The sequence below is a fragment of the Variovorax sp. 01N429 genome, assembly GCF_056399425.1.
The window spans coordinates 347,294-362,136 of the sequence record NZ_JBFTRG010000005.1 but is presented as its reverse complement, the minus strand read 5'-3'; the positions used below and the strand labels follow the sequence as shown (position 1 = coordinate 362,136).

Sequence of the window (14,843 nt, the reverse complement as noted above, 5' to 3'; positions counted from 1 at the left end):
GTGATTACCTCAACCTTGACGCGACGCGGCGAAGTCGAGCATGGCGGCCAGCATGCGCTGCAGGTGCGGCTTCACGAGCGCGGCGCGTTCCGGCAAATAGTCGAACGGAAGTGATTCCTGCATATAGCTGCACTGGGTCATTTCGAGCTGCACGGCATGCACGCCTTGCGACGGTCGCCCGTGATGCCGCGTGATGTAGCCGCCGGTGAAGCGGCCATTGAGCACGCTGGTAAAGCCGGGTGCCTGCTTGGCGATGCCCAGCAGCGCTTCGGCCACGGCGCGATCGCAGCTTGCGCCCTGCGCGGTGCCCAGATTGAGATCGGGCAGCTTGCCCTCGAAGAAGCGCGGAAGCACCGATCGGATCGAGTGCGCGTCCCACAGCATGGCAATGCCGTGCTCCGCCTTGATGCGCATGAGTTCGTCGGCGAGCTGTCGGTGGTAGGGCTGCCAGATGGCATCGCGCCGTTCGGCGATCTCCGCGGCATCAGGAACATCGCCCGCCGGATAAAGCGCGGTGTCGTCGAAGGTGTCCACGGGGCACAGGCCGGTGACGCTCTGCCCGGGATAGAGGCTGGCGCCATCCGGGGGACGGTTGAGGTCGACGACGTAGCGCGAGTGCGTTGCCACGAGCACCGAGGCGCCGAGTTCGTCGGCGAAGTCATAGAGGCGCTCCAGATGCCAGTCGGTGTCGGGCACATGGCGTGCCTCATCGCTCAGGCGCGCAGCGATGGACGGCGGCACGTGCGTGCCCACGTGCGGCATGGAAATCAACAGCGGGCGCGTGCCGCGGCGGAAGCGGAAAGGAGGCTCGGTCGTCGTGAAAGGCATTTCGTTCAATCCTTGGCGAGAAGTTGGCTGCGCGCTGCCACGAACGCGGCTGCGGCTTCGTCGTGAGCAACATGGCGGCCGGCGCTTGTCCGGGTCTTGCCGGCAACTTGGACACTGCCGATCGCAGAGGTGCGATGGCTCGCGAACACGTGCGCGGAGAGCATGTCCTGCGCGGAAAGCCCTTGCAGTGCGATGTGCGACGGGTCGAGCACGATGAAGTCAGCCTGCTGACCCGCAGCGAGTCCGCCGACGGCGCGGGCCGATGCCTGCGCCCCGCCCTGTACGGCCGCAAGCGTCAGGGCGGTTGCGACGTCGCGGTGCGCCGCGTCGGCACCTACATTGCGTTGCCGCGTGGCGAGCCGTTGCCCGTACTCCAGCATCAACAGTTCCTCCGCCGCATTGACGCAGGCATGGCTGTCGGAGCCCACGCCCCAGCGGCCGCCGCCCGCGCGCCATGCCTCGAAATCGAAGATGCCGTCGCCCAGGTTGGCCTCGGTGGTGGGGCACAGGCCCGCCACAGCCCCGCTGGCGGCAGCGCGGCGGTATTCATCCGCATCCATATGCGTTGCATGCACCAGGCACCAGCGCGCATCGACCTTCGCGTGGTCGAGCAGCCATGCCACCGGGCGTTGGCCGCTCCATGCAATGCTCGCGTCGACTTCGCCCGTCTGTTCGGCAATGTGAATGTGGATGGGCGCCGTGGCATCGATCGCATCCAGCCCCTCGAGCACATTTCGCAAGCTGTCCGGCGGCACCGCTCGCAGCGAATGCGGCGCAACGCCGAGCCGTGCACCCTGAACCTCGCACAGTGGGCGCAGCCGCTCCAACAGCCTCAGCATTGAATCCGTCGAGCGAATGAAGCGCCGCTGTTCCTCGCTCGGCGGCAGAGCGCCGAAGCCACTGGTCTGATACAGCACGGGCAGCAGCGTCATGCCGATGCCCGCACGTGCTGCCGCCCTGAGCAGCGCCAATGCCAGGGTCGCATCGTCAGCGTACGGTTTGCCATCCAGATGGTGATGCAGGTAGTGGAACTCGCACACCGACGTGTAGCCGGCTTCGAGCATCTCGATGTAGAGCCAGGTGGCGATCGCCTCGACCTGGTCCGGCGAGATCCTTGCCGCGAAGCGGTACATCAGCGTCCGCCAACTCCAGAAGCTGTCCGGCGCCGCGCCGCGAAACTCGGTCAGCCCACCGAAGGCGCGCTGGAATGCGTGCGAATGAAGATTGGGCATGCCGGGCAGCACCGGTCCGGCAGCGCGCGGCAAATTGGCGGCTGGCGCGTGATCGCGCGTGACGGCGGACAGCACGCCATCGGCATTCCATTCGAGCAGAACGTTGCGCGCCCAACCGCTCGGCAGCAACGCATCGGATGCAAAGAGGGATGGCATCCTTGGCCCTTCAGCGTGAATGTCCGGACGCAATTCGCCCTTGGCGCACGATGGTGCGAGCGGGCTGCTGGCCGAACCAGTAAGCCAGTTCGGCGCTCTCGCGAAGCCGCCACGAAACGAAGTTGGCCGGTCGGCCAACGGCCAACGCACCATGCGTGTCTTGCAGGCCCAGCGCGCGCGCCGCATGCCGGGTCACGCCTGCGATCGCCTCGGGTACGGTCAGGCGAAAAAGCGTGCAGGCCATGTTCACCATCAGCAGCAGACTGAGCGCAGGCGATGTGCCCGGGTTGTGATCGGTGGACACCGCCATCGGCACGCCCGCTGCGCGCAGCGCATCGATCGGCGGCAGATGCGTATCGCGCAAGGTGTAGAAGGCGCCGGGGAGCAGCACGGCCACGGTGCCCGCCTCTCGCATCGCCGCGATGCCTTCGGCGGAGAGATGTTCGATGTGATCGCAGGAGAGCGCGCCATAGCGGGCTGCCAACGCGGCGCCGCCCATGTCGGACAGTTGCTCCGCATGCAGCTTGACCGGCAGCCCCAGCGCCTTGGCCGCCTTGAACACGCGCTCGGTCTCCACCAGCGAAAAGGCGATGCGCTCGCAGAACACATCCACCGCATCGACAAGCCCTTCCGCAGCCAACGCAGGCAGCATCTCATTGCAGACGAGTTCGACGTAATCGGCGCTGCGCCCTTCGTACTCCGGCGGTAGTGCGTGCGCGCCGAGAAAGGTGGTGCGCACGGTGACGCCGTATGCCTCGCCGAGGCGCCGCGCGACCCGCAGTTGCTTGCGCTCGTGTTCGGTCGCGAGGCCATAGCCGGACTTGATCTCGATCGCGCAGACACCATCGGCGAGCAGTTGCTCAAGACGCGGCGCCGCTTGGGCATAGAGCGTGTCTTCGTCCGCGTCACGCGTGGCGCGAACGGAGGAGACGATGCCGCCGCCGGCCTTCGCGACTTCTTCATAGGTGGCGCCGGCCAGACGCATCGCGAACTCGTTCGCGCGCTGTCCGCCGTAGACGAGATGCGTATGGCAGTCGATGAGTCCGGGCGTGACCAGCGCGTCGTGCCCATCAAAGCGCGGCAAGCCAACGTATGCGTGCGGCAAATCGCTCGGGCGGCCGATCCAGGCGATGTTTCCAGCGGCTACCACGATGGCCGCTTCACCATCGATCGAGCTGTCATCAGCGAGCGCGCCCGGCGCGATGCGGAGGCGGTGCCAGACGCCATCGGCCGAAGGGAGTTCGAGGTGGTTCACGGTGTTTGTTCGCTTGAGCTTGTGTTTGTCGGCCCGATGCGCACCGCGACCAGCGCGGCGTCAGCGTCGCCTGAGGCCGCTCGCCATTCATGCGCATCACCGTCCCACCAGAACCCGGTGCCGGCCGCGCAATCGATTTCGTTCAATCGCCAGTTCCCGCGCAGCACCAGCAGCAGCCCTCGCTCCGCAAGCGCGATGCCGCCGCTCTCGTGCAGCACGCGGACGTCCGCCCGCAGCTTGCCGCGACGCGTCATCGCGTTGAAGTCGGTGGAGCTTCCGCCGAGCAATTCGCAATCCAGCACCGCGTCTCCGGAAAAAGCGAATGGCGCGTGCGGCACGTCGAGCCGATGGTCGATGCGGCCGTCCGCCGAGCGAAGGCGCACTCCAGCACCGTCCAGCAGCATGATCACGCGGTCCACATCGGCGAACGCCGAGAACGGCCCGGTCTTGTCGATGGTTGCGATGCTCACTCGCCAGTCGAAACCTTCGATTCCGGCGCCCGGCGGCGAGCACACGATCTCTCGCGTCACCCCGCCGCCGTTCTTCCACGGCATTGCGGGCAGCGAGCCCATGTCGAATCTGTGCAGTGCCACGTTGCGACCGACTGCTGCGCCTACTTGATCATCGGCAGGTTCAGCCCCTGCTTCTTCGCTGTCGCGACGGCGATGTCGTAGCCCGCATCGGCATGGCGCATCACGCCGGTGGCCGGGTCGTTGAAGAGCACGCGTTCGATACGCTTGGCAGCCGCGTCGGTCCCGTCGCAGACGATGACCACGCCCGAGTGCTGCGAATAGCCCATGCCGACACCGCCGCCGTGATGCAGGCTGACCCAGGTCGCGCCGCCGGCGGTGTTCAGCAGCGCGTTGAGCAGCGGCCAGTCGGACACGGCATCGGTGCCGTCCTTCATCGATTCCGTTTCGCGGTTGGGGCTGGCAACGGAGCCGGTGTCGAGGTGGTCACGGCCGATCACGACAGGGCCCTTGAGCTCGCCGCTCTTCACCATCTCGTTGAACGCCAAACCCGCCTTGTGGCGCTCGCCCAGGCCGAGCCAGCAGATGCGCGCCGGCAAGCCCTGGAAGGCAATGCGGTCGCGCGCCATGTCCAGCCAGCGATGCGTGTGCTTGTTGTCGGGGAACAGCTCCTTGATCTTGGCGTCGGTCTTGTAGATGTCCTCGGGGTCGCCCGAGAGCGCCACCCAGCGGAACGGGCCCTTGCCTTCGCAGAACAGCGGCCGGATGTACGCCGGCACGAAGCCAGGAAAGTCGAAAGCGTTCTTCACGCCTTCATCGAAGGCGACCTGGCGGATGTTGTTGCCGTAGTCGACCGTCGGAATGCCCATCGCCTGGAAGTCGAGCATCGCCTGCACGTGCACCGCGCAGGATTTGGCGGCGGCTTTGCGCAAGGTCGGATGCTGCGTCGGATCGGCCTTGGCAGCCTCCCATTGCGCGAGTGTCCAACCCATCGGCAGGTAGCCGCTGGCGAGGTCGTGCGCGGACGTCTGGTCAGTCACGAGGTCGGGCTTGATTCCGCCTGCCTTGGCGCGCTTCACCAGCTCCGGGAGCACATCGGCTGCATTGCCTAGCAGGCCGATCGACACGGCTTCGCCGGCTTCGGTGTGCTGCTTGATGAGCGCCAGGGCGTCGTCGATGTCCTTTGCCTGCTTGTCGAGATAGCGCGTGCGCAGGCGGAAGTCGATGCTCGATTGCTGGCACTCGATGTTGAGAGAGACCGCACCCGCAAGCGTCGCGGCCAGAGGCTGCGCGCCGCCCATGCCGCCGAGGCCGGCCGTGAGAATCCACTTGCCGGTGAGGTCGTTGTCGTAATGCTGGCGGCCCGCTTCGACAAAGGTCTCGAAGGTGCCTTGCACGATGCCCTGGCTGCCGATGTAGATCCAGCTGCCGGCAGTCATCTGGCCGTACATCATCAGGCCCTTGCGATCGAGCTCGCTGAAGTGCTCCCACGTCGCCCACTTCGGCACCAGGTTCGAATTGGCGAGCAGCACCCGCGGTGCGTTCTCGTGCGTCTTGAAGACGCCCACCGGCTTGCCCGACTGGATGAGCAGCGTCTCGTCGTCGTTCAGTTCCTTGAGCGACGCGAGGATCTGGTCGAAGCAGGCCCAGTCGCGCGCCGCGCGGCCGATGCCGCCATACACCACGAGGTCCTGCGGGCGCTCCGCCACCTCCGGGTCGAGGTTGTTCTGCAGCATGCGAAACGGCGCCTCGGTGAGCCAGCTCTTGCAGCTGAGCGTGCTGCCGCGCGGCGCGCGAATCACGCGGCTCGCATCGTGGCGCGGATCGGTCTTGGCAGCGAGGAATTTGTCGGGTGCATTCATGGCGAAGTGTCCTTTCGGTGTCGGAACGGAATCGTTAAATCTGGCAGTTCAGAAACCCCGCAGAACCGGCTTTGCCGGGCGGCTGGGGTTGCCCCCGGAGAGGGGGTGCCCGAGCCACACGAAGTGGGCGAGGCTGGGGGTGAGCTTCATTGCTGGCTTGGCAGGATGGACTGCACTGCCTTGGGCCACTGGCCCTGTCGCGCCCAGATACGCATCGCTTCGATGGAAGGGGCGAGGAAACGGTCCTGGTCGATGAAGGCGACGCGCTCGCGGATGGCGGCGAACTCGGCTTCGAGGAGCGGTGAGCTCTTAGAGCCACGCTTGAGTTCGATGCCTTGGGCGGCGGCCATGGCCTCGATGCCCACCACGACCGCCGTGTTCTCGACCATCTCTGCAAGGCGCCGCCCCGCGAACGTGGCCATCGAGACGTGGTCTTCCTGATTGGCCGAAGTCGGCAGGCTGTCGACGCTGGCCGGATGCGCGAGTGACTTGTTCTCCGACGCGAGCGCAGCGGCGGTGACCTGCGCAATCATGAAGCCGGAGTTGACGCCGCCATCGCGCACCAGGAACGGCGGCAGGCCCGACAGGCCGCTGTCGAGCAGCAGCGCCATGCGGCGCTCCGAGATCGCGCCGATTTCGCTCACCGCGAGCGCGATGATGTCGGCCGCGAAAGCGACAGGCTCCGCGTGAAAGTTGCCTCCGGAGATCACGTCTCCGTTGTCAAAGACCAGCGGGTTGTCGGATGCCGCATTGGCTTCGATGCGCAGCACGCGCGCAGCATGCGCCAGGTTATCGAGGCACGCACCCATGACCTGCGGCACGCAGCGAATCGAATACGGATCCTGCACGCGACCGCAGTCGGCGTGCGAAGGCACGATCTCGCTGCCATCGAGCAGGGCGCGCATTGCGCCAGCCACTGCGATCTGTCCGGGCTGGCCGCGTGCCGCGTGAATGCGCGCATCGAACGGCTTGATCGATCCTTGAATGGCCTCGAGCGAAAGCGCGCCAGCCATCATTCCCGCGGCGAAGACGTCCTCCGCACCGAAGAGGCCGGCCAATGCGAGCGCGGTCGAGACCTGCGTGCCGTTGAGCAGCGCGAGCCCTTCCTTGGGTCCAAGCACGAAGGGTGCAATGCCGATGCGGCCGAGCGCATCGGCGCCGCCGATCACATCGCCTTCAGGCGTCGTGACTTCCCCCTCGCCGATGAGCACGCAGGCGAGGTGCGCGAGCGGCGCGAGGTCGCCCGATGCGCCAACCGAGCCCTTCGAGGGAATGCGCGGCAGCAGGCCCGCATTGCACAGGCCGAGCAGCGCATTCACGATTTCAGGCCGCACGCCCGAATGGCCGCGCGCCAGGCTCACGGCTTTGGTTGCGAGCACAAGCCGAACCACGCCCGCGGGCAGCGGATCGCCCGTGCCGGCACTGTGCGAAAGCACCAGATTGCGCTGCAACTCCGCGAGCCGCTCGGTGGGGATGATGGTTTGCGCCAGCTTTCCGAAACCGGTGTTGATGCCGTAGACCACGTCCCCGGATTCGACAATCTTGCGCACCGTGGCTTGTGCGGCCACCAATCCCGCGCGGGCCGACGAATGCAGCGCCAGTCGTTCGCCACCGGCGTACACGCGGCGCAGCGTGGCGAGATCGACCTCGCCGGGCGTGAGCATGAGCGGCGCTGGGGTGAGAGAAGCGTTGTCCATGAAGGATCCTGTCTATACAAGTAGGGGCGTCAAAAGATGTGAGACGAACGGACGCGACCTAGCCGATGCTCGGATTGCCGTCGGCGCGAAAGCGGCTGCCGAGACGGTAGCGTGAAGCCGGGTGCAGACAGCGGACCAAGGTCACGGGCGTCGTGCGTGTCCACGTACGCCGTGTGAGCAAGAGGCATGGATCGGTGCCTGCCATGGCCAGCCGCTCGGCTTGCTCCGGCGTCGGCAGCACGGCATCGACGACATGCTCGATCTGGTCGAACGGCACGTTGCGCACCAGGAATTCGCTCGGCGGGATCGCGCCGAAATCCTGCTCGAGAAAGTTGGGAACCACGCGCGGATTGACGTAGCGATCCTCGAGCTGGACCGGAATGTCGTTTTCGAGATGCAGGCACACGGTGTGGAAGACCGATTCGCCGGGGCGCAGGTCGAGCCACACTGCGGCGTCCGGCGACGCCGCGATGCGCTCCGCCACCAGGAACTCGCAGCGGTAGTCGTGGCCGCGCGCGCGGATCTCGCTGGCAATGTTGGCGATCTGCAGCAGCGTCGACTGCGGCTTGTTCTCGGCGACGAAACTGCCCACGCCGGCAACACGCACGATGCGGCCCTGCTCCACCAATTCGCGCAGCGCCCGATTGACCGTCATGCGCGCCACGCCAAACTGCGCGACGAGTTCGCTTTCAGATGGCAGGCGGTGCCCCGCAGCCCAGGAGCCGTCCTGAATCTTGTGCGTGATGAACGCCTTGACCTGCTCGTAGAGTGCCATTGCAGGCAGCGCCGGGCCGGGCGAACCAGATTTGCGAAGCGCGGCAGCCGTCATAGCGCCTCCGCGAAACACCGCGGAACCGGCTTCGCCGGGCCGCTGGTGTTGCCCCCTGCAAGGGGGTGGGAGAAGCGACACGAAGTGCGCGAAGCCTGGGGGTGGTTCATGATGCGGCTGCAGCCATGGATTCCGCGCGAATCTCTTCGGTGAGGCGCGCCTTGATCTCCATGAACTCGGGCGAGGTCTTGACGGTGTAGTGGCGAGGATGCGGAAAGTCGACGGCGATCTCGGTCTTGATGCGGCCGGGCCGCGCGCTGAACACCGCCACGCGGTTGGCCATGAAAATCGCCTCATCGATGTCGTGCGTGACGAAGAGCACTGTCTTGCGCGCCGACTCCCAGATGCCGAGCAGCAGTTCCTGCATGAGCACACGGGTCTGGTTGTCCAGCGCGCCGAAAGGCTCGTCGAGCAGCAGCATCTTCGGATCGTTGGCGAGCGCACGCGCGATGGCGGTGCGTTGCTGCATGCCGCCCGACAGTTGCTTCGGAAAGTGGTTCTCGAAGCCGCGCAGGCCGACCTTGGCGATGAAGAAGTCGCTGCGCTCCTTTTGATCGGCCTCGCTCATGCCACGTTCGCGCAGGCCGAAGCGGATGTTCTGCGCAATCGTCAGCCACGGAAAGAGCGTGTAACTCTGGAACACCACGCCGCGATCGGCGCCCGGTCCTTCGATGGTCTGTCCGTCCAGCAGCACTCGGCCTTCGGTCGGATAGTCGAGGCCCGCGACGATGCGCAGCAGCGTCGATTTGCCGCAGCCCGACGGGCCGAGAATGGTGACGAAATCGTTCTCGCGCACTTCGAAGTCGATCGGCAGCAGCGCCTGCGTCTTCTGGCCGCGCGTGCCGGTGAAGGTGCGCGAGACACCGCGAATGGAAAGCTGGTTCATCACAGGGTGCTCCATGCGAAGAGGCGACGGTTCAGCGCCTTGAAGGCCAGGTCGGAAATCAACCCGATCACGCCGATGACGATGATCCCGAAGATGATCTGCCCCGTGTTCAGCAGTGCCTGGCTGTCCGTGATCATGTGGCCGATGCCTGAAGACGAACCGATCAGCTCGGCGACGATCACGTAGGTCCAGGCCCAGCCCAGCACGAGGCGCAGCGTCTCTGCAATGCCCGGCGCCGCGCCCGGGATGAGCACCCGCAGCACGATGCCGCGGCTGTTGGCGCCCAGCGTGTAGGCCGCCTCGACCAGATCGCGTCGTGCGCTGCCCACCGTGACGGCCACCATCAGCGTGACCTGGAACACCGAGCCGATGAAGATCACCAGCAGCTTCTGCGCTTCGCCGATGCCCGCCCAGAGAATCAGCAGCGGAATGAACGCAGAGGCCGGCAGGTAGCGGCAAAAGGACACGAAGGGCTCGAAGAACGCTTCGACACTCTTCCAGGTGCCCATCGCGATGCCGAGCGGCACCGCGACGATCGAAGCCAGCACGAAGCCGCCGAGCACGCGCCAGACCGTCATCGCGATGTCGTGGCTGAAGTCGTATTGGGTGAAGAGCTGCACGCCCTCCTTGAGCATCGTGATGGGGCTCGCGAGGAAGGTCGGCGAGACGAATCCGCCGAGCGTAAAGAAGCTCCAGACCACCACGAAGACCACGAAGAAGCCCAGCCCAAGGAGCCATCGGGCGCGCGCGCTGACGGGTTCGAGCGGGGCTAGCGCGCGGCGCCGGCGAGGCGCCACCGACGCGACCGCTCCTGCGGGCATCACCGGCTTGGATGAGTTCATGACAGGCGTCGCGTCCATGGTGTCGCTCTTACTTGATGAAGCTGGTGTCGACGATGGCGTTCAGGTCGTCAGGCGCCTTGCGGATCACGCCGGACTCCAGCAGGATCACCTGCGCATCTTTCATGAAGGGCACGATGTCGTTCGCAAAGAATTTCTGGTTGGCCGCCTTGTCGGACCAGCGCAGGTAGGCAGATGATTTCGCGAACTGTTCGCCCGACTGCTTGACCGCGGCGCCCATGATCTCGTTCGATTTGGCCGGATCGTTCTTGATCATCTCCAGCGCTTCGAAGTACGAATTGGTCAGCGCCTGCGCAGCCTTGGCGTTGGACTTGAGCCAGGTCGGCGTGCAGCCGACCGTGTCCATCACCATGGGGTAGTCGAGCGTCGTCGCCAGGATCTTGCCGGCGGCCGGATTGGAGCGCACGGTCGAGAGATACGGCTCGTAGGTCATCGCGGCGTCGTTCTGACCGGAGACGAAGGCCTGCGCGGCAGGTTGCGGCTCCAGCGAGACCAGCTTCACATCCTTCATGGTCATGCCGTTCTTGTTGAGCATCCAGGCCAGACCGAAGTAAGGCGAGGTGCCCGGCGCGCTGACGCCGACTGCCTTGCCCTTCAGGTCCGCGAAGGTCTTGACGTCATTGCGCACGGCGATGCCGTCGGCGCCGTAGGACTTGTCCATTTGGAAGATCTGCACGATCGGCACGCCGTTGGCGTTCCATGCCACATGCGTCTCGACCGTGGTGGCGGCGCACTGCACGGCGCCCGAAGCCACCGCCAGGTGGCGGTCCTTCTGCGGAATCATGCGCAGTTCGACGTCCAGCCCGTTCTTCTTGAAGATGCCTGCCTTGTCTGCCAGCGTGAGCGGCGCGAAGCCGGTCCAGCCGGACATGCCGAGCACGATCTTGGTTTCCTCCGCGCTGGCATTTGCCGCCATGCCTGCGATGCACCCCATTGCCGCGACCAGCGAGGCGATTTTTCCGACCGACTTGACCATCAAGGTTCTCCTGTTGCGTTTCAAAAAAGTTCGGCTCGCTGGAACGCCATAGGTGCCGATCCCAGCAGGAGGCCGAGTTTCTTTCGCTGCGATGCACCTGTATATACAGGTTAACCCGAGACTGCGACCCAGATCAAGAGCCGTCTGCCCCTTTGCAGTGCAACAGATACATTTCGGCGCACCAAAAGCTGTCTAGACAGGTCACAAAGCAACGAACAAGATGGTGGTTTGCAAAGCCTGTGCCAGCCTGCGGAAGGCCATGGGAGACAATGGCGCTCACGCGCACGGGAGGTGCGCGTGCTCGTTCCAGCACCCACCAGAATCAAAGCCGCCTTGTCCGCTTCACCCTCCGAATCCCCTGCAACCGCCACCGCGCCGGAACTGATCCTTCACGAGGTCTTCGGCTACGCGCAGTTTCGCGGACCTCAGCAGGAGATCGTGCATCACGTCACCGACGGCGGCGACGCCCTCGTGCTGATGCCAACGGGCGGCGGAAAGTCGCTCTGCTACCAGATCCCGGCTATTGCGCGCCAACGCTGCGGCCATGGCGTTGCGGTCGTGGTGTCGCCGCTCATCGCGCTCATGCACGATCAGGTCGGTGCGCTGCACGAAGCAGGGGTCGATGCGGCGTTTCTCAATTCCACCTTGGATTGGGAGCAGACCCAGGACGTCGAGCGCCGCATGCTGCGGGGCGAAATCACTCTGCTCTACGCTGCGCCCGAGCGCGTGACGACGCCGCGCTTCCTGTCCCAGCTCGATTCGCTGCATGAGCGCGGCAAGCTCTCGCTGTTCGCCATCGACGAGGCGCATTGCGTCAGCCAGTGGGGCCATGACTTCCGGCCCGAATACCGCGCGCTGACTGTGCTGCATGAACGCTATGCCGGCGTGCCGCGCATCGCGCTCACTGCGACGGCCGATGCACTGACACGGGCGGACATTGTCGAGCGCCTTCAACTCGAAGAAGCGCGCCAGTTCGTATCGAGCTTCGACCGGCCAAACATCCGCTACACGATCGTCGAGAAGAAGGACGCGACCACCCAGTTGCTGCGCTTCATCGAGCGCGAGCATGAGGGCGATGCGGGCGTCGTCTATTGCCAGTCCCGCAAGCGCGTCGAGGATGTGGCCCAGACTCTGAGCGATGCAGGCATCAACGCGCTGCCCTATCACGCGGGTCTGGATGCGGCAGTCCGCCAGAAGCACCAGGACCGCTTTCTGCGCGACGAAGGCATCGTGATGGTCGCGACCATCGCCTTCGGCATGGGCATCGACAAGCCGGACGTGCGCTTCGTCGCACATCTTGACATGCCGAAGAACATCGAGGGCTACTACCAGGAGACCGGCCGCGCAGGGCGCGACGGCGAACCGGCCGACGCCTGGATGGCCTACGGCTTGCAGGATGTGGTGAACCAGCGCCGCATGATCGACGAAAGCCCCGCGGGCGAAGACTTCAAGCAGGTGATGCGGGGCAAGCTCGATGCGTTGCTGTCGCTCGCAGAGGCCAGCGACTGCCGGCGTGTGCGTCTCTTGGGCTACTTCGGCGAGAAGAGCATCGCCTGCCTGAATTGCGACAACTGCATCGCGCCACCGCAGGTGTGGGACGGCACGGATGCGGCTCGCAAGCTGCTCTCCACCATCTACCGTGTGCAACAGCAAAGCGGCATCAGCTTCGGCGCCGGTCACATCATGGACATCCTGCGCGGCAAGGCGACGGAGAAGGTCAAGCAGTTCGGGCACGAACGCGTGAGCACTTTCGGCATCGGGAACGAGTTCTCGGAGCCGCAATTGCGCGGCGTGCTGCGGCAATTGATCGCGACCGGCGCGCTCTCGGTCGATGCGCAGGCCTACAACACCTTGCAACTCACCGACGGCTCACGCGCTGTCCTCAAGGGCGAGATCAAAGTCATGCTCCGCGAGTCTGTGTCGCAGCCCGCGGAGCGGAAATCGCGGCGCGAGAAGACGGTTCGCGGCGCCCCATCGCCAGCCGCTGCCACGCTCGATACGCAGGCCCAGACCCGCTTCGCCGCCCTCAAGGCCTGGCGCGGCGAAGTGGCGCGCGAGCACAACCTGCCGGCCTATGTGATCTTTCACGACGCGACGCTCGCAGCCATTGCAGAACGCGCCCCCGCCACGCACGAGGACCTCCAGGGCATCAGCGGGATCGGCAGCAAGAAGCTCGAAGCCTACGGCGCGGATGTGCTCCGCGTCTGCGCGGCGTTCTAGCCGGGGTTCGCAGCGCTCGGCCTCACGATCCGGTTTTCTCGCGATGGCGAGCGGATCAGATAAGGCGTGCCGCCCACCTCCGCCTTGTTGCGCGCAGCATCGATCTTGCTGGCGACCACTGCAGGGCAAGCTCCATTGCTGCGAAAGCTCAAGGCCGCAGCAAGACGGGCTTCCGCCGGATCTCCGAGTGCGTGGTCGAAGTCGTCCGCCACTGCGCAAGTCGGCGCAAAGCCATCGCCATAGTCGCCGAAGCCCTTCTGGTTGACGCCCTGGAACTGAATGGCGAAGTAGGTGGTGCCGCAGTTGTCCTGCGGAAAGAAGCCGTAGGGCTTGCCGCAGGTCGTGCCGCCAATCAGATTGACGGTGACGCCGACGCCCCGCAGGCTGTTGACCACCGACTCGCTTGCAGAGCAGGTGTCCGGCCCCGTCAGCACGGTGACGCGCGACAGGCCGAGCTTCGGCAGCGGCTGCCCCGCCGTGGTCGAGAAGCCCCGCGTGGTCGAATGAAACGGCAACGTAGCCTGTGCGGGCGTGAGCGCGAAGGGGTTCTTGCTGTTGAACTGAAGGCGCTCGAATACGGTGCCGGCCGTCGCCGTGACGGGCCCAACCATGTAGGCGAGTTCGCTCGCGACGTCGAGCAGGCCCCCGCCGTTGTAGCGCATGTCGATCACGAGATCGGCGATGCCCGCGCCCTTCAATTGGTTGACGGCAGCGATCAGCTCCGCTTCGGCCGTCGCCATGTGGTCATTGAAGAGCATGTAGCCGACCGGGCCGCTGGCGGTCGCGATCGTGCTCACATGCTGCACGGGCGTGCGGGTGACTCGCGTTGAAGTCAGCGTCACGGTGTGGTCGCTGCCATCCGCCGCGCGCAGCGTGAAGCTGTGCGCCTCGCCTTCGTGCATGGGACTGAGGCCGGCATTGAGTCCGGCAACGTCCGCGCCATTGGCGACGTCGATGCCGTCGATGGCAACGACCTTCGCGCCGCGGGCGATCGCGGACTGGTCCGCCGGCGAGCCCGGTTCCGTGAAGGCAACGCGAAGGTCGCGGGGCGGCGCGGCGCTCAAGAACGCCAGTTCGAGTCCGTAGCCGATCTCGATGCCGTTCTGCGACGACGCGAGAAAGTCCGCGGTGTCTTCGGTGAAGTGAAAGCGGTCCTTGGCGTGGCCGCTCGCCGTCAGCTTCGGCGTCTTGAGCGCGCCGAAATACGCGATCGGCGTTGCGTAGTCGTCCGCCGCGAGGGTCGTGGGCACTTCGTCAAACCACAGGTAGGTCTCATCGATCCAGGCGCGGACCCAGCTTTTCTCGGTGGCGGCAGTCCCGGGGCGATCGGGAAAGGCGGCGCCAGTGTCGGGGTCGACGCCCATTCGCGGCGCGGCGCACTGTCCGGCGACGCTGGATGACGCCACGACTGGCTGGCTCGGCGTCGCAACGGGCGCCGAGGCTATCGGCAACGCGACTCCGCCCCCGCTGCTCCCGCCGCCCCCGCACGCGGTGACCATGGCCACGACAGCCAACACGGCGATGGGTGTGGCGCAGCGCACTGCAGCCAACGTACGGACACTCTTCATCGTT

General features: G+C 65.7%; 12 protein-coding genes. 1 reads left to right on the top strand and 11 read right to left on the bottom strand.

Annotation, left to right across the window (positions count from 1 at the left end; translation table 11 throughout):
- Positions 1–9: 9 nt before the first annotated feature.
- From hutG to AC1DSF_RS12145, 10 genes are all read right to left on the bottom strand, one after another.
- Positions 10–828 (bottom strand): N-formylglutamate deformylase, encoded by an 819-nt coding sequence (gene hutG, locus AC1DSF_RS12190; protein ID WP_478128438.1) that lies wholly within the window; start codon positions 826–828, stop codon positions 10–12.
- Positions 829–833: 5 nt separating this feature from the next.
- Positions 834–2,216, bottom strand: a complete 1,383-nt coding sequence (locus tag AC1DSF_RS12185; protein ID WP_478182894.1) for a formimidoylglutamate deiminase — start codon at positions 2,214–2,216, stop codon at positions 834–836.
- Positions 2,217–2,226: 10 nt separating this feature from the next.
- Positions 2,227–3,471, bottom strand: a complete 1,245-nt coding sequence (hutI, locus tag AC1DSF_RS12180; RefSeq protein WP_478182893.1) for an imidazolonepropionase — start codon at positions 3,469–3,471, stop codon at positions 2,227–2,229.
- Positions 3,468–4,064, bottom strand: coding sequence for a HutD/Ves family protein (locus tag AC1DSF_RS12175; RefSeq protein WP_478182892.1), 597 nt, complete (start codon positions 4,062–4,064; stop codon positions 3,468–3,470). The genes hutI and AC1DSF_RS12175 overlap by 4 nt, the downstream gene beginning before the upstream one ends.
- 20 nt (positions 4,065–4,084) lie before the next feature.
- The gene (hutU, locus tag AC1DSF_RS12170) at positions 4,085–5,803 is read right to left on the bottom strand and encodes a urocanate hydratase (RefSeq protein ID WP_478182891.1); all 1,719 of its coding nucleotides are present in this window, start codon (positions 5,801–5,803) and stop codon (positions 4,085–4,087) included.
- A gap of 146 nt (positions 5,804–5,949) precedes the next feature.
- Positions 5,950–7,500, bottom strand: a complete 1,551-nt coding sequence (hutH, locus tag AC1DSF_RS12165) for a histidine ammonia-lyase (RefSeq protein ID WP_478182890.1) — start codon at positions 7,498–7,500, stop codon at positions 5,950–5,952.
- A gap of 58 nt (positions 7,501–7,558) precedes the next feature.
- Positions 7,559–8,329: a histidine utilization repressor gene (gene hutC, locus AC1DSF_RS12160; protein ID WP_478128444.1), complete on the bottom strand. Its 771-nt coding sequence runs from the start codon at positions 8,327–8,329 to the stop codon at positions 7,559–7,561.
- Positions 8,330–8,435: 106 nt separating this feature from the next.
- The gene (locus AC1DSF_RS12155) at positions 8,436–9,215 is read right to left on the bottom strand and encodes an ABC transporter ATP-binding protein (RefSeq protein ID WP_478128445.1); all 780 of its coding nucleotides are present in this window, start codon (positions 9,213–9,215) and stop codon (positions 8,436–8,438) included.
- Positions 9,215–10,057 carry an ABC transporter permease gene (locus tag AC1DSF_RS12150; RefSeq protein WP_478128499.1) on the bottom strand — a complete coding sequence of 281 codons (843 nt, stop codon included), beginning with the start codon at positions 10,055–10,057 and terminating at the stop codon, positions 9,215–9,217. The genes AC1DSF_RS12155 and AC1DSF_RS12150 overlap by 1 nt, the downstream gene beginning before the upstream one ends.
- Before the next feature lie 28 nt (positions 10,058–10,085).
- Complete coding sequence (locus AC1DSF_RS12145) at positions 10,086–11,051, bottom strand: ABC transporter substrate-binding protein (RefSeq protein WP_478182889.1); 966 nt, start codon at positions 11,049–11,051, stop codon at positions 10,086–10,088.
- 333 nt (positions 11,052–11,384) lie between these two features.
- Between AC1DSF_RS12145 and recQ the strand changes: the two genes are divergently transcribed.
- Positions 11,385–13,271, top strand: a complete 1,887-nt coding sequence (recQ, locus tag AC1DSF_RS12140; RefSeq protein WP_478182888.1) for a DNA helicase RecQ — start codon at positions 11,385–11,387, stop codon at positions 13,269–13,271.
- Here the strand turns inward: recQ and AC1DSF_RS12135 are convergent.
- Positions 13,268–14,839 carry a S41 family peptidase gene (locus AC1DSF_RS12135; RefSeq protein WP_478182887.1) on the bottom strand — a complete coding sequence of 524 codons (1,572 nt, stop codon included), beginning with the start codon at positions 14,837–14,839 and terminating at the stop codon, positions 13,268–13,270. The genes recQ and AC1DSF_RS12135 overlap by 4 nt on opposite strands.
- Positions 14,840–14,843 lie beyond the last annotated feature (4 nt).